At 33.8% G+C, this 16,060-nt stretch carries 15 protein-coding genes; 8 read left to right on the top strand and 7 right to left on the bottom strand.

Annotation, left to right across the window (positions count from 1 at the left end):
• Positions 1 to 146 precede the first annotated feature (146 nt).
• From EG814_RS18305 to EG814_RS18285, 5 genes are all read right to left on the bottom strand, one after another.
• On the bottom strand, positions 147 to 2,696 hold the full coding sequence (locus EG814_RS18305) for a sodium-translocating pyrophosphatase (protein ID WP_125723332.1): 2,550 nt from the start codon (positions 2,694 to 2,696) through the stop codon (positions 147 to 149).
• Positions 2,697 to 2,809: 113 nt separating this feature from the next.
• Positions 2,810 to 3,340 carry an inorganic diphosphatase gene (locus EG814_RS18300; protein WP_125723331.1) on the bottom strand — a complete coding sequence of 177 codons (531 nt, stop codon included), beginning with the start codon at positions 3,338 to 3,340 and terminating at the stop codon, positions 2,810 to 2,812.
• Between the two features lie 111 nt (positions 3,341 to 3,451).
• The gene (locus EG814_RS18295) at positions 3,452 to 4,051 is read right to left on the bottom strand and encodes a DNA-3-methyladenine glycosylase family protein (protein ID WP_125723330.1); all 600 of its coding nucleotides are present in this window, start codon (positions 4,049 to 4,051) and stop codon (positions 3,452 to 3,454) included.
• Positions 4,052 to 4,293: 242 nt separating this feature from the next.
• Entirely contained in the window at positions 4,294 to 6,795 is a 2,502-nt protein-coding gene (locus EG814_RS18290; RefSeq protein ID WP_125723329.1) for a DUF5686 and carboxypeptidase-like regulatory domain-containing protein, read from the bottom strand.
• A gap of 70 nt (positions 6,796 to 6,865) precedes the next feature.
• A complete protein-coding gene (locus EG814_RS18285) occupies positions 6,866 to 7,843 on the bottom strand; it encodes a pyruvate dehydrogenase complex E1 component subunit beta (protein WP_125723328.1) in 978 nt (325 codons plus the stop codon).
• A gap of 500 nt (positions 7,844 to 8,343) precedes the next feature.
• On the opposite strand from EG814_RS18285, the gene EG814_RS18280 reads away from it, so the two are divergent.
• The 4 genes from EG814_RS18280 (at position 8,344) to EG814_RS18265 (ending at position 11,852) form a co-directional block, all read left to right on the top strand.
• Positions 8,344 to 9,090 carry an electron transfer flavoprotein subunit beta/FixA family protein gene (locus tag EG814_RS18280; protein WP_125723327.1) on the top strand — a complete coding sequence of 249 codons (747 nt, stop codon included), beginning with the start codon at positions 8,344 to 8,346 and terminating at the stop codon, positions 9,088 to 9,090.
• Between the two features lie 76 nt (positions 9,091 to 9,166).
• Positions 9,167 to 10,135, top strand: a complete 969-nt coding sequence (locus EG814_RS18275; RefSeq protein ID WP_125723326.1) for an electron transfer flavoprotein subunit alpha/FixB family protein — start codon at positions 9,167 to 9,169, stop codon at positions 10,133 to 10,135.
• A 165-nt stretch (positions 10,136 to 10,300) separates the two neighbouring features.
• Positions 10,301 to 10,924 (top strand): bifunctional nuclease family protein, encoded by a 624-nt coding sequence (locus EG814_RS18270; protein ID WP_008466556.1) that lies wholly within the window; start codon positions 10,301 to 10,303, stop codon positions 10,922 to 10,924.
• 76 nt (positions 10,925 to 11,000) lie between these two features.
• Positions 11,001 to 11,852 (top strand): thymidylate synthase, encoded by an 852-nt coding sequence (locus EG814_RS18265; RefSeq protein WP_125723325.1) that lies wholly within the window; start codon positions 11,001 to 11,003, stop codon positions 11,850 to 11,852.
• 36 nt (positions 11,853 to 11,888) lie between these two features.
• Here EG814_RS18265 and EG814_RS18260 read toward each other — a convergent pair whose 3' ends face one another.
• Positions 11,889 to 12,185, bottom strand: coding sequence for an isoamylase early set domain-containing protein (locus EG814_RS18260; protein ID WP_125723324.1), 297 nt, complete (start codon positions 12,183 to 12,185; stop codon positions 11,889 to 11,891).
• A 238-nt stretch (positions 12,186 to 12,423) separates the two neighbouring features.
• On the opposite strand from EG814_RS18260, the gene EG814_RS18255 reads away from it, so the two are divergent.
• The 4 genes from EG814_RS18255 to porT all read left to right on the top strand — a co-directional run bounded on the left by EG814_RS18255 (position 12,424) and on the right by porT (position 15,290).
• Positions 12,424 to 12,768 (top strand): 2TM domain-containing protein, encoded by a 345-nt coding sequence (locus EG814_RS18255; RefSeq protein ID WP_125723323.1) that lies wholly within the window; start codon positions 12,424 to 12,426, stop codon positions 12,766 to 12,768.
• Between the two features lie 11 nt (positions 12,769 to 12,779).
• A complete protein-coding gene (locus EG814_RS18250; RefSeq protein ID WP_125723322.1) occupies positions 12,780 to 13,262 on the top strand; it encodes a dihydrofolate reductase in 483 nt (160 codons plus the stop codon).
• Positions 13,263 to 13,840: 578 nt separating this feature from the next.
• Positions 13,841 to 14,572 (top strand): bifunctional demethylmenaquinone methyltransferase/2-methoxy-6-polyprenyl-1,4-benzoquinol methylase UbiE, encoded by a 732-nt coding sequence (ubiE, locus tag EG814_RS18245; protein WP_125723321.1) that lies wholly within the window; start codon positions 13,841 to 13,843, stop codon positions 14,570 to 14,572.
• A 1-nt stretch (position 14,573) separates the two neighbouring features.
• A complete protein-coding gene (porT, locus tag EG814_RS18240) occupies positions 14,574 to 15,290 on the top strand; it encodes a type IX secretion/gliding motility protein PorT/SprT (protein WP_125723320.1) in 717 nt (238 codons plus the stop codon).
• A 9-nt stretch (positions 15,291 to 15,299) separates the two neighbouring features.
• Here porT and EG814_RS18235 read toward each other — a convergent pair whose 3' ends face one another.
• Positions 15,300 to 16,028 carry an RNA methyltransferase gene (locus EG814_RS18235; RefSeq protein WP_125723319.1) on the bottom strand — a complete coding sequence of 243 codons (729 nt, stop codon included), beginning with the start codon at positions 16,026 to 16,028 and terminating at the stop codon, positions 15,300 to 15,302.
• Positions 16,029 to 16,060: the final 32 nt, after the last annotated feature.

Here is a 16,060-nt window from a genome sequence, read left to right as displayed (position 1 = left end):
CAATAACGAAAGAATTAAATCAAATCTAAACAAAATGAGCCCGATAAAATATCGAGCTCATTATTATCAAACTTAATTATAAATTTGTCTAAACTTTTGGGTGCAGTCTAAAAAGAGGCGTTTTTATTAGAACTATGATAAAATTATTATTTCGCAGCTTCAACTTTCGCTAGAACTTCTTCCTCATTTCCTTCAAAAACTTCGGTTGTTGTTTTGCCATTTTCTGTTTTAGTAACCGTTCCAGTAGTTTTTCCGTTAATATTTTTAACCTCAACTTTTACTGATGATTTATTTTGGTATTTTGAAGTGTCAAAACAATCTGTTTTTTGATATTTTCCAGTTGCATCAAAATGAGCTAGACATTTAGCGGTTTCTTCTTCAGAACAACCTTTTTCTTTGCACATTTTAATACATTCTTCTTTTGTCATTCCAGACATGTTTCCGCATTTAGAAAAACCATCTGCATGCATTTCTGTTTTTGCACAGCAAGATGCTTTTGCAGCAATATCAGAAGGAGCGTGACCTTCACCCAAAATTGGCGCAATTACCAATCCGATTAAACAAGTTAATTTGATTAAAATATTCATTGAAGGCCCAGAAGTATCTTTAAACGGATCTCCAACTGTATCTCCAGTTACGGCAGCTTTATGCGCATCTGAACCTTTGTATGTCATTTCTCCGTTGATCATAACTCCAGCTTCAAAAGATTTTTTTGCATTATCCCAGGCACCCCCAGCATTGTTTTGAAAAACTGCCCAAAGCACACCAGAAACGGTAACTCCAGCCATATAGCCTCCTAACATTTCAGCAATTAACTGATTATTATGCGTGTAAACCAATTTTCCTAAAAGGACAATTAAAATCGGAAAACCAATTGTTAAAACTCCTGGAAGCATCATTTCGCGTAAAGCGGCTTTTGTAGAAATCTCCACACATTTTCCGTATTCTGGTTTTCCTGTACCTTCCATAATTCCAGCAATTTCCTTAAACTGGCGGCGAACTTCGTAAACCATATCCATCGCAGCCTTTCCTACCGAATTCATCGCTAAAGCAGAGAAAACAACAGGAATCATTCCGCCGACAAATAACATTGCTAAAACAGGTGCTTTAAAAATATTAATTCCGTCAATTCCTGTAAAGGTTACATATGCCGCAAATAATGCCAATGAAGTTAAGGCTGCAGAAGCGATCGCAAAACCTTTTCCTGTCGCTGCGGTTGTATTTCCCACTGAATCTAAAATATCCGTTCTGGTACGAACTTCTTTTGGTAATTCGCTCATTTCGGCAATTCCTCCAGCGTTGTCAGAGATTGGTCCAAAAGCATCGATTGCCAACTGCATTGCCGTTGTTGCCATCATTGCTGAAGCTGCTAATGCTACTCCATAAAATCCTGCTAAAGCGTAAGAAATCCAAATTGCTACAGCAAACAATAAAACTGTTGGAAACGTAGAAATCATTCCTGTTGCCAAACCAGCTATTACATTGGTTCCTGCTCCAGTAGATGATTTTTGCACAATGGCCAATACCGGTTTTGTGCCTAATCCTGTATAATATTCTGTTACTGATGAAATAGCTCCACCCACAACTAATCCAACTAAGGTTGCATAGAAAACACGCATTGACGAAATGGCTTTTGATCCTTCACCAAAAAAGCTCATCTGCATCGTTTCTGGCAACATATATTGTACTAAGAAGAAACAAGCCACAGCTGTTAAAACAATAGAAACCCAGTTTCCTATATTTAATGCTTTTTGAACTTGCGCTTCTTTTGCATTATCATCTGTAATTTTTACTAATAATGTTCCGATAATCGAGAATAGAATTCCGAAACCGGCAATCGCCATCGGAAGCAAAATTGGTCCGATTCCGCCAAAAGAATCATTGATACTTCCGCCCATGTCTTTTATCACATAATTTCCAAGAACCATAGCCGCTAAAACAGTTGCAACGTACGATCCGAATAAATCGGCTCCCATACCCGCAACATCTCCCACATTATCTCCTACGTTATCTGCAATTGTAGCAGGATTACGCGGATCATCTTCTGGAATTCCCGCCTCTACTTTACCAACTAAATCGGCACCAACGTCGGCAGCTTTTGTGTAAATTCCACCTCCAACACGAGCAAATAAAGCAATTGATTCTGCTCCAAGAGAAAATCCGGCTAAAGTTTCTAAAACAACTGTCATAGTATCAGTATCTTTCCAAACTCCATCAGAAAAAAGATGAAAGAAAATAATAAAGAAAGCTGTTAAACCTAAAACAGCTAATCCTGCGACGCCTAACCCCATTACGGTTCCGCCGCCAAAAGAAACTTTCAATGCCTGAGGAAGGCTTGTACGCGCGGCTTGAGTAGTTCTAACGTTTGTTTTGGTTGCTATTTTCATTCCGATATTTCCAGCATAAGCCGAAAATAAGGCCCCAAAAATAAAGGCAATTACGATTAATAAATGTGTTTTTACTCCTGGAATAAATGTAATTCCTGCCAATGCTAAACTGGCGATAATTACAAAAATGGTTAATAACTTATATTCGGCTTTTAGAAAGGCTAAGGCTCCTTCGTATATGTAATCTGAAATCTCTTTCATCTTACCGTCTCCGGCATCTTGTTTTAAAACCCAACTCCTTTTTATTCCCATGAAAAGTAATCCCAAAACTGCCATTACAATTGGCAGGTAAATCATAAATGCATTCATAATATATTAATGGTTTTGGTTAATAGTCAACAATCTAACTAAAACGAATTTAAACAAAAAAGCAATACTCCTGACGGCAGTATTGCTTTTTTTATATTAGAATAAGGTAAAAATTATTTAATGCTAAATAATCCTTCTGGTTTATTTTCAATGTCATCAAAACGTTTTGTACACTCAGCGATAATATCGTAAGCTTCTTTTACGTCTCCCCATCCTTCTACATCTACTTTTTTGTGTTCAAGATCTTTATACACTTGAAAAAAGTGCTCGATTTCTTTTACTAAATGTGGATTAATATCAGAAAGATCGTTTAATGAATTCCAGATTGGATCTGAAACTGGTACGCAGATAATTTTCTCATCTGGTCCTTTATCGTCTGCCATGTGGAAAACTCCGATTGGCTTAACTTCCATAACACATCCAGGGAAAGTTGGTTCGTTTACTAAAACTAATACGTCAAGAGGATCACCGTCTAAAGCTAAAGTTTCTGGAATAAATCCGTAATCTGCTGGGTACATCATTGAAGAGAATAACATTCTGTCGAAACGCATTCTTTTAATTTCAAAATCGTATTCGTATTTATTTCTGCTTCCTCTTGGTATTTCGATTAATACATCGAAAGTCGTTAATTTGTCTGCGGTCATTTTCGTTTTTTATTGTTTCTATAATTTCGGTTGCAAAAATAACCAAAGAATCTAGTTCTACAATAAAAAACAAGGTTAAATTATCTTCATTATCATTTAAAAAACAAGCCTTTAATAGGTTATATTTCGATTCCTTTTCTTTAAATAATAATGCCAAAGCAAATAGGTTGCATAAGAACGATAGGGACTCCACTGTTCTGCATGCATTTCCATTTCCAGTTTGTCGTGAATATTCCATAATTCTTTGATGGTATTGATTACGGCAATATCTCCAAGCGGAATCAAATCGGGCTCTTCCAGACAGAACATTAAATAGATATCAATAGTCCAGTTTCCGATGCCTTTTAGTTTAATTAATTCTTCACGGACTTGTTTTGCTGGTTTAAAAGCTAAACTTTCAATATCTAATTCTTTGTTTAAAACCGCTTCCGCTAAAATTTTAATGTATTTTGTTTTCTGACGGCTTACTCCTAAACTTCTAAATTCTTCATCAGACAAAACTGCCATGTTTTCAGGATTACACGTTTGGTACGCTTTAATTTTTAAAAACGTGGCTTTCGCCGAATCTATAGAAACTTGCTGCTCTAGTATCAGCAATACCAAAGTTTCAAAACCAGGCGGACGTCTTGGAATTGAAGGCAATCCATATTTTTCTATGATTTCTAGAAATATCGGATTTTTAGAGGATAGAAAATCTATGGCTTCCTTCATGATAAGATTTTTTAAAGTAAATCAAAAATAAGAATAAATGAATTAGTTGCCACTAAGGCGCCAAGACTCGAAGTTTTTTGTTTCACGCAGATCTAGCAGATTACGCAGATTTTATTTAAAATATTCTATCAATAAAATCTGTTTAAATTAGCTCTAATCTGCAAAATCTGCGTGAAATAATTTCACAAAAAAAAGCCGCAAAGAAAAACCTTTGCGACTTTGTAACTTTGTCTCTTTGCAACTTAGAAGTAAAACCCAAAAGATCCTTTTATAGCAAATTTATGTGCGTCTGGCATATCTAAATAATTTCCTCTCCATGAAAAATCGAGACGGAATACTTTAAAGATATTTCCAATTCCGGCATTGTATTCCCAATATACTTTTTCTGGCACATTGTACGGTAATCCTGAAGCATTGATGGCGCGATTGGCATCAGAAATAGTTCCGTGAACGGCTCTAACTCCAATGAATTCTCTCCAGTTTAATTTTCTCATAAATGGAATTCTAGCAAATAATCTTCCTCCAAAATCATGATTCCACTGTAGAGTTGTATATTGATCTGTAACAAATTCGTAGAAATTTAAATTACTGAATGTATTTTCTATTGTAAAATAAGTTTGGTTACCCGGAATTACACTCATCAATCCTAACGGAATTGTACCAAAAGTTTTTCCTGTTTCAACTGTAATATTACTTCTTCCTAAAGGTCCGATAATAATTGGCTGTCTGTAGAAAACCTGAATTTTTTCGTAAGCAAAATCACTGTCAAAAACTCCTTTCAATCCATAACTGAAATTGACAAAGAAATGACTAAACGGACTGTCGACTAAATCTCTTTCTACACCATAACCAATCGTTTTTCTGTTTGGCATAAACTCAAACTGAATATTGGCTTCTGCCTGTCTCACCATACTTTCTACCGTTCCTGTAGGATTTGTAACACTAGGTAAAGTTGTATAATAATCCAGACTAAATGTCTTCGAAGCTGATTCTAAAGTTCTATATGAAAAACCTGCAGAAACAATAAAATTCTTTTTTGCTTCCATTTCGACAGAAACATTACTCAAATTAATATTGGTTAATTTTCCGTTGCTTCCTGTAGTAAATAAAGCTGATGAAGCAAAACTTCGACCTAAAACGTCATTTGTTGTGGTTAAACTCGCACCAATCTGCTCAATATCCCGCCTATTTCCTCCAGAGATAATAACTCGGTTTTTCTTGTCGACCATCCATTTCCCAGAAACTCCATACTTGAATTTATTATCATCAAATCCGTATGCTGTGTAAGCTTGAATACGCCATGGATCGTTTGGTCCAAAATAGGTTCTTCCTCCAACTCTTAAACGCAAGCCTTCTACTTCGTTATAACCAAAAGTAGAGAAGATAGGCCCATAATCAAAGTTCTTAAACTCAATATAACCGCTTCCTAAAATGGAAACGAGATTATACAACTGCTTAAATCGCTTGACAGTCTGCAAAGTATCGAGCATTTTATAAATACCCGCCTCGTCTTTATTTAACTTTTCAAAACGATTTTCTTCCCAAAACTCAGGCGGTCGTTCATAAACGGCGTTATCAATAAAATTGACTTCTTCTTTATAGAACTTCTCTGGTTTCTGAATGTTGAATTTATGTCCGCGATACAAAGTCGTTCGTTTTCCGTAAACTCCTTTTGATTTTTCTTTTTTGTTCAAAGCAAAATCAGACATCATGTAATCGCGAGTCAAAAGGAAAACAGAATCGTTTTCAACTTCAAATTCTTGTTCAATGTAAATATCTTTTACCCAGTTAATATTGGCACTTTTGGTAACACCCATATTAATTTTCTTGATCGCAAAAGTGGTATCGTTAACCCAAAAATCTCCTTTAAAAGTTAATTCGTTTTTACGTCTTGGATAAAAAACAATATTATAACACCATTTTTTGTCAATAAAAGCACTGTCTTTTAATACGTAATTGTATACATCAATTCCGGTTTTAGACAGCGGACTTGTAAAGCTTTTATCAAAAAATTTCAGGTGATTATCATAAATATTATAATCGGAATAAAGGTCTTTTACGAAAGATAAAATCTGCTGATTTCCGTTAAAACCAGACATTTTATTCCCTGTTAAATTCTCTTTTACTTTCTTTAATTTATTGTCTCCATAAACATCATAAACCGATTCGTTTATGAAAATCGGCAAATACGTTTTTCCAGTAACATCAGAAGTATCAACGTGGTTAAAAATAAACTCCATTCCTTTAAAAAGCTTGTTTTTCATGAATGCACTATCAATCGTGTTCATGTCAAACTCGACTTTTTCGTACTTCTGCATTTGATATTGATTGAACTGGTACAATCCGTTTTTACGTTTTCGTGCCCAGATTTTCCTCAAAATATCCAATGCCGGATTGTTCTTCTTTGAAGTTTTACCAGTATAAATTACAACTTCATTTAAAGCTTCGGCTTCGCCTAAAACTATTTTAAAATCGTAGTTAACTGCTTTTTCTAAAGTAACTTCCTTATCTGAAAATCCTGCAGAACTTACAACTAAAGTCTTATAAGTAGTGTCAGATTCTAGATAAAAACGGCCATCTTCGTTAGAAACAATTCCAATGTTTGTACCTTTAAATACCACATTTGCAAAAGGTATCGGCTGATTTGATTTGTCCAAAACAATTCCACTCACCTTAGTTTGTGCAGTAACAACATTCGCAAATGCAAATACAATATATAAGAGAAGTAGAGTTAATTTGTTCATTATAAAGTAAAAAAAAACTTCACCAATCCATGTTTGTCTGATGAAGTTTTATGAGTGTTATGTATTTGTATTATTTGTATAATACTTTTTTAACTGCTTTTACCACATCACCTGCATTTGGCAACCAGTCTTTAAGCAATACTGGAGAATAAGGCGCAGGAGTATCTGCAGTTGTAATACGTTGAATTGGTGCATCTAAGAAATCGAAAGCCTGTTCTTGAACAAGATAAGTGATTTCAGAAGAAAGACTGGCAACTGGCCAAGCTTCTTCAAGAATTACTAAACGATTTGTTTTCTTAACAGAAGTTAAAATCGCATCTTTATCCATTGGACGAACTGTTCTTAAGTCGATAATCTCACAAGAAATTCCTTCTTTAGCTAATTCATCAGCAGCGATAAAAGCTTCTTTGATGATTTTTCCGAAAGAAACGATTGTTACATCTGTTCCTTCACGTTTAATATCAGCAACACCTAGTGGAATTGTGTATTCTCCGTCTGGCACTTCTCCTTTGTCACCGTACATTTGCTCAGATTCCATGAAAATAACTGGATCGTTATCACGAATAGCTGATTTCAAAAGTCCTTTTGCATCGTAAGGAGTTGAAGGAACAACAACTTTAAGACCTGGAGTATTTGCAAACCAGTTTTCTAAAGCTTGTGAGTGAGTAGCTCCTAATTGACCAGCAGAAGCTGTTGGTCCGCGGAAAACGATAGGCACATTAAATTGTCCTCCTGTCATTTGACGCATTTTAGCAGCGTTGTTTATAATTTGATCAATACCAACTAAACAGAAGTTGAATGTCATATATTCTACAATTGGACGGTTTCCGTTCATTGCCGAACCTACAGCAATTCCTGAAAAACCAAGCTCAGCAATCGGAGTATCAATTACTCTTTTTTCACCAAACTCAGCAAGCATTCCTTTTGAAGCTTTGTAAGCTCCATTGTATTCTGCAACCTCTTCGCCCATTAAATATATGGATTCATCGCGACGCATTTCTTCGCTCATCGCTTCGCAAATGGCCTCTCTAAATTGTATTGTTCTCATATTTTATATTGTATGTTGAATTTTCTGAAGAGCAAAAATAAATATTTTAAATAACTTAAAAGCATAAATTGAATTTAAAATCGCATGAACTTCTATCTGTTCCCTCGTTTTAACTTTTTAAACTTTATTGTGATATTTACGAAATCGATATAATAACGTATATTCTACACTTAAACATTTAAAAATATTTTTCAGACAAACTTTTATTGATTTGTTTAATTCTTGTTTCTTCAGAATCCCTTCATCAAAACGTAAAAATTCAAATATTAGTATTTATCATACAAAATTAATTTCCCAACAAATTGCCAATCATTGCAAAATTCCTAACAATCAGACAAAATAGCTGTTTTTTTATTTTTAGAATCCGATAAAATTCACTTCAAACTGCACAATCAGCGAAATCGTAATAGTTTTAAAAAATATTATGCATGCATAGTATAATTATTCCAAATAATATTCTAAATTTGTAAAAGCATATTATAAATTCAAAATATATACTTATGAAAATACTAGTTTGCATCAGCCATGTGCCTGATACTACTTCAAAAATTAACTTCACCAATGGTGACTCAGAATTTGACACTAATGGCGTACAATATGTAATTAATCCTAACGACGAATTTGGTCTTACACGTGCTATCTGGTTCCAAGAACAGCAAGGAGCAAATGTAACGGTTGTAAACGTTGGAGGTCCTGATACTGAACCAACATTGCGTAAAGCTTTGGCAATTGGTGCAAACGAAGCAATTCGTGTTAATGCAAATCCTACTGACGGATTTTTTGTTGCAAAACAATTAGCAGAAGTAATTAAAAACGGTGGTTACGATTTAGTAATTGCAGGTAAAGAATCTTTAGATTATAACGGAGGAATGGTTCCTGGAATGATTGCTGGAATTTTAGGCTCTAACTTCTTAAACTCTTGCACGGCTTTGACTATTGACGGAAACAACGTAAAAGCAGTTCGTGAAATCGACGGTGGAAAAGAAACTGTAAGCACTACTCTTCCTTTAATTATCGGTGGGCAAAAAGGTCTTGTTGAAGAGAAAGACTTACGTATCCCGAACATGAGAGGAATTATGACAGCAAGAACTAAAGCGCTTACTAATCTTGAGCCAGTTGATGCTGATGTAAATACAAAAGCGGTGAAATTTGAAAAACCAGCTCCAAAATCAGCAGTAAAATTAGTTTCTGCAGATAATTTAGATGAGTTAATCAATTTATTACACAACGAAGCGAAAGTAATCTAGTATTCAGTAATCAGTTTTTTAGTGTTCAGTTTTCAAACTTGAAACCTGAAACTTGAAACCTCTAAACAAAAAAATCATGTCAATATTAATATACGCAGAATCTGCAGAAGGAAAATTTAAAAAAGTTGCTTTCGAATTAGCTTCTTACGCTAAAAAAGTAGCCGAATCATTAGGAACTACTGTTACAGCTTTGACTGTAAACATCAGCGACGTAAGCGAGTTAGGCAAATACGGAGTTGATAAAGTTTTAAAAGTAAGCAACGATAAATTAGCTGGTTTTAATGCAAAAGCTTACGCTGATGTTATCAAACAAGCTGCTGAAAAAGAAGGAACAAAAGTAGTTTTACTTTCTTCTACAACAGACAGTATTTATCTTTCACCACTTGTTGCGGTGGCATTACAAGCTGGTTTCGCTTCAAACGTGGTTGGATTGCCAGTTAGCACTTCTCCATTTCAAGTAAAAAGAAACGCTTTCTCAAACAAAGCTTTCAATATCACAGAAATCAGTACAGATGTAAAAGTTCTTGGTTTAGCTAAAAACTCTTACGGACTTTTTGAAAGCGCTGGAGCTGCTGCTGCAGAAGACTTTAACCCAACAATTGGAGATAACGATTTTGGCGTAAAAGTAGAATCTGTAGAAAAAGTCTCTGGAAAAGTTTCTATCGCTGATGCTGATATCGTAGTTTCTGGCGGACGCGGATTAAAAGGCCCTGAAAACTGGGGATTAATTGAAGATTTAGCTGCTGTTCTTGGTGCTGCAACTGCTTGTTCTAAACCAGTTTCAGATTTAGGATGGAGACCTCACAGCGAGCACGTTGGACAAACAGGAAAACCAGTTGCAACAAACTTATACATTGCTGTAGGTATTTCTGGAGCGATCCAACATATTGCAGGTATTAACTCTTCTAAAGTGAAAGTTGTAATCAATAACGATCCAGAAGCTCCTTTCTTTAAAGTTGCCGATTACGGTATTGTAGGAGATGCTTTTACAATAGTCCCAGAATTAACAGAGAAATTAAAAGCTTTCAAAGCTCAGCATTCTTAATACAAAGAATTCTCTTTAAAAATATTGCTGCCTAAAAACAAGATGTTGTATCTTTGTTTATAGGCAGCTTTTTTGTTCCATATTTTTTGATTAAAATTGCAGCTTTATTTTCTAATCAAAAACAGTATTAAAATAAGGCGCTAAGTGCCTTTTTTACAAACATATATGAGTCTAGTAAAATTATCCATAAAAGGAATTTCATACAGTCAAACTCAAAATGGCGCTTATGCCTTAATTTTGAATGAAGTGGATGGCGAAAGAAAATTACCTATTGTTATTGGCGCTTTTGAAGCCCAGTCAATCGCTATTGCTTTAGAAAAAGAGATAAAACCGCCACGTCCTTTAACTCACGATTTATTCAAAAATTTTGCTGAAAGATTTGATATCGTGGTTAAGCAAGTTATCATTCACAAATTAGTTGATGGCGTTTTTTATTCAAGCTTAATCTGCGAAAGAGATAAAATCGAAGAAATTATCGACGCTAGAACTTCAGATGCTATTGCTTTGGCATTACGTTTTAACGCTCCTATTTTCACTTATAAAAACATCTTAGACAAAGCGGGTATTTATCTAAAATCAAATACTGCCGAAACAGATTCTGGAGCTCAGGAAATTGATGATGTTCTTTCTAATCCTGAAACTTTCGGACACGAAGAAGAAAGCAATCAGTCTGGAGATGTATACGCAAAACATTCTTTGCAAGAATTAAACGAACTTTTGGATCAAGCTGTTTCTCAGGAAGACTATGAAAAAGCAGCCAAAATTAGAGACGAAATCTCTAGAAGATAAATTCAATGTTTAATCGTTGACCGTTTATTCGTTAAATCGATTAAACAATTAAACGAATAACCGAATAAACAAACAAATGAAACAATACTTAGATTTAGTAAAACACGTTTTAGAAAACGGCAATCAAAAAGGAGACCGAACTGGAACTGGAACAAAAAGTGTTTTTGGTTACCAAATGCGTTTTGATTTAAGTGAAGGTTTCCCAATGGTTACAACTAAAAAACTTCATTTAAAATCCATCATTTACGAATTGCTTTGGTTTTTAAAAGGTGATACAAACGTAAAATATCTTCAGGAAAACGGAGTAAAAATCTGGGATGAATGGGCAGATTCTAATGGCGATTTAGGACCTGTTTACGGTCATCAATGGCGTAATTGGAACAGTGAAGAAATTGATCAGATTTCTGAATTAATTAAAGAATTAAAAACAAATCCGAATAGTAGAAGAATGCTGGTTTCGGCTTGGAATCCTTCGGTTCTGCCAGATACAACAAAATCTTTTGAAGAAAATGTTGCCAACAACAAGGCAGCGTTGCCTCCATGCCATGCTTTTTTTCAGTTTTATGTAGCAAGTCCAGATCCTGAAAAAGGAGAAACAAAAGGAAAACTTTCTTGTCAATTATATCAGCGAAGTGCCGATATCTTTTTAGGGGTTCCTTTTAATATTGCTTCTTATGCATTGCTGACTATGATGATTGCGCAAGTATGTGACTTAGAGCCAGGCGAATTTATTCACACTTTTGGCGACGCACATATCTACAACAATCATTTTGAGCAATTAGAATTGCAACTTACGAGAGAACCAAAACCATTACCAAAAATGATTTTAAATCCAGAGATTAAAAACATTTTTGATTTTGATTATGGTGATTTCACACTTGTTGACTACGATCCGCATCCTGCTATAAAAGGAAGTGTCGCTGTATAAACAAAAAAATCCGCTTTAAAATTAAAGCGGATTTTTTTATACAATTAAAACACTGTTTTCACTTCCAGCAAAATCATTCCATTTATAAGAATCGGCTTCTGGATCATTTATGTAATTTCCGTCAACCAGATACTTAAATTCATAAATCGCATCTTTAACCAAGTCATAAGTTGCTTTAAAAGTTCCGTTTTTCAATTTACTCAAAGCGCCTTCTTCGGCATTCCAATTATTGAAATCTCCAACAACAGCAGCAGAATCTGCATCTTTAGCATCTATTGAAAACGTAACTTTACATACTGGTTTCGTTTTCACAAATTGTTTCTTTAAAGACATAACTATTTCGTTTTTAGATTTATACATCTAAAATAATTAAAATCAGCGAAACACGGTCTACCATCAGAACCGATTTATCATAATACCAAAAAGAGTATAACATTTTCGCTTTATTTATAATTTAAAGCTGTTAAAATTTTGTTTTTCAAATTCTTAGAATATTTAAAAACAAATATTCTATATGCAAAATACTGACTTTCAAAAATAAATTTTAACTTTATAATCTGATTTTTATCTTATGGAAAAAGAAGCACACGAACAGTACGAATACGCTAGACGCCGCTTAAGACAAAAAAAAGTCTTATATTTTCACTTTGTTCTTTTCCTTCTAGGAAGTTTATTTTTATTTGTCGCCAATAGATTTTTTGGTTTCGGAGAAGGCTCAACTCAAAATTGGTGTATTTGGGGTATTACCATCTGGCTTTTCCTTTTTATTCTGCATTTTATAAAAGTGTACATAACCGACCGTTTTATGAATAAAAAATGGGAAAGGGAACAAATTGACAGACTAGTTGCTTTACAGCAAAAAAGAATCAGTCAGCTTGAATCTTCTATTAATGAAGAGAATGAAAATAAAATTTAGTTAGGCATAATATGATTATAATGATAGCGGCAGCAGCCGAAAATAATGCGCTTGGAAAAAACAACGAATTAGTTTGGCATCTGCCAAATGATTTTAAAAGATTCAAATCGCTAACTACCGGCCATCATATTATTATGGGTAGAAAAACCTTTGAAAGTTTTCCGAAACCATTACCAAATCGCGTTCACATTGTAATTTCTCGACAAGAAAATTATAACCCAGAAGGATGTATTGTTGTAGATAGTATTGAAAAAGCTCTTGCTGTATGTCCTGAAGACGATGACAGCTACATTATTGGCGGCGGAGAAATTTACAATCTTGGCCTTCCATTTACCGATATTATTGAATTGACCAAAGTGCATCATTCTTTTGAAGCAGATGCTTTTTTTCCTAAAATCAATAAAAGTGAATGGGTTTTAGTGGAATCTGAAGAAAATTTTAAAGACGAAAAGCATCTTTATGACTACACTTATGAAACTTACATTAGAAAATAAATAAAAAACATCCTCTTTTTAGGGAGGATGTTTTTAAAATAACTGAACTGTTGCTTAACTCGCTCAAGAAAAATTTTTGTTTAAAAAAAATCACAAATGTTAAGAAACATCTGTAAAACTGAATAACATTTAATGTTATTTGAGACCTAAGTCTCAAAACGCCTTTAATAACAAATACCACTAAGATATTAAAGGCAGAAAATTAAAATTTCCAAAAACAAATTTAATCCTAAGAACGTACTTTGCACTTAAATATAGTATTTCCCCCAAGAATAATACTTACAAAACTTCTTCAAGAACAAATGAATTACCAGCGCAAAAAAAGTAATCATTTGCTTAAGTTAAAGCGACTATCAATCATTAAAACTTTAATCATTTTTACTTCAACAAAGTTGCTCATAATAGCGCTATTAGACAATACCAAGATTTAGGGATTTTGACAAAATACCTAGATTTAGGGATGGCACGATTGCCCTTATAGTATGTTTCAATAAAAACACTGCAAAACATTTATTTTACAAATTAAAAAACTCAATTACAGTTAACCTAGATTGTTTATATTTGCCTAAATAAAAAAAATGTCTGAAAAAGTAACTCCGTATAAAGACTCTTCACTAGGTAAAAAAGAGCAAGTAACCCAAATGTTTGATACCATTTCTGGGAATTACGACAATTTGAATCGTGTAATTTCATTTGGAATTGATGTTAAATGGCGTAAAAAAGTATTAAAAATTGTATCAGACAAAAAACCAAAAGTTATCCTGGATATTGCAACAGGAACTGGCGATTTAGCCATTTTGATGGCACAAACTAATGCTGAAAAAATTATTGGCTTGGATATTTCTGCCGGAATGCTGGAAGTCGGAAAAAAGAAAGTAGAAGAAAAAAAACTTTCTAATATTATTGAACTTGTTTTGGGCGATTCTGAAAACATGCCGTTTGAGGACAATTATTTTGACGCAATTACAGTAGGTTTTGGCGTAAGAAATTTTGAAAACTTAGAAAAAGGTTTTGCAGAAATCTTAAGAGTTTTAAAACCAAATGGAGTATTTGTTATCTTAGAAACTTCTGTTCCAGATAAATTTCCTTATAAACAAGGCTATAATTTTTACAGCAAAAATATACTTCCGCTAATAGGAAAACTGTTCTCTAAAGACAATGATGCCTATGGCTATTTATCTGAATCGGCGGCGGCTTTTCCTTATGGAGAGGCTTTGAACAATATTTTGAGAAAAACTGGGTTTATAGATGTTGTGGCAATGCCCCAAACTTTTGGTGTCGCAACAATTTATTCTGCATCTAAAAAATAGTATGAAAAAAGTTGTAATCTTATTTTTATTGGTCTTAACGACAAAAGGACATTCTCAATTTGCTAAAAATATGTTTAGCAAAGATCCTATAATTAACCTGGAAAACTGGCAGAAACAGCGTGTTTACTTTGGTTATTATTTAGGTTTTAATAGTTTTGACTTTAAATTTGACTACAAAAATCCTGTACAGGAAGATATTCAGGTTAAAAAAACTACTGGATTTAATGTTGGTGTCGTAGCCGATTTAAGACTTCAGGAATATATTAACCTTCGTTTTGAGCCAGGTTTGTATTATACCAAAAGAGATTTATATTTTCCTGGCGTTGGAACTTCAGAAAGCGATTATTTAAGAGAAGTAAACAGTACTTATATTCATTTTCCATTACTTGTTAAGTTTTCAGCTTTAAGAACTGGAAACATTCGTCCTTATTTAGTTGGAGGAATGTCGACTACCTTAAATCTGTCTAGTAATTCTAAATCTTCTGATGACAATTTTGAAGGAAAATTTAGAGTAAAACAATGGACAGCTGCCTACGAGGTTGGTTTTGGAATTGATTTCTTCACAGAATATTTTATCTTCTCTCCTTCTGTAAGAGGAATGTTTGGAATTTCGGATGAATTAATTCGCGATAAACCAATAAACGGGCCAAGTCCGTGGACAGATAATATCGATTCGATGAAATCTAGAGCGATTTTAATAAATTTTACTTTCCACTAAAACAAAACATCAACTATTTCGTTTAAACTCACTGAGAATAATTGCTGTTGCAGTAGCTACATTTAAACTTTCGGTTTTTTGCAGCTCTCCAAATCTAGGAATTGTTAGACGGTCTGTTACTATTTTTTCAATTTCTTCTGAAATCCCGTTGGCTTCATTACCCATTATAATGATTGCTTCCTGAGGTAATTTAGACTGATAAATATTTTCTCCGTCCATAAAAGTTCCAAAAACAGGCAGTTTAGTTTGAGCAAGAAAAAGTTTTAAATCAACATAGCTTACATTTACTCTGGTAATAGACCCCATTGTAGCTTGTACTACTTTCGGATTATAGATATCTACTGTTTCTTTAGAACAGACAATCTGCTTAATACCAAACCAATCGCAAAGACGCAAAATGGTTCCTAAATTTCCAGGATCTCTAATATCGTCTAAAGCTAAAATTAATCCCGAATCGATTATTTTGTTTTCGGCTGGAATTTTAAAAACTGCTAAACAAGAATTTGGAGTCGACAGGGCACTTATTTTTTTCAGTTCTTGATCATTAATAAGCGTTCGTTTTGAAGCATCAACTGCTTCGAAATCATTTAATGTAGTGTATAAATGTTCTAATTCAAAATTGGATTGCAGCAATTCTTGAATTACTTTTACTCCTTCAGCAAAAAATAATTGATTAACAAAACGCTGCTTTTTTTGATGCAAACTTGAGATAAGCTTTATTTGGTTTTTACTAACCATAAAATAATGTACTTTTGAATTAAATATTAAAA

Source organism: Flavobacterium ustbae, from assembly GCF_003946915.1.
GTDB classification, from domain to species: Bacteria; Bacteroidota; Bacteroidia; order Flavobacteriales; family Flavobacteriaceae; genus Flavobacterium; species Flavobacterium ustbae.
Note: the sequence above shows the minus strand (reverse complement) of the source record. Positions and strands in the feature narration are given on the sequence as shown.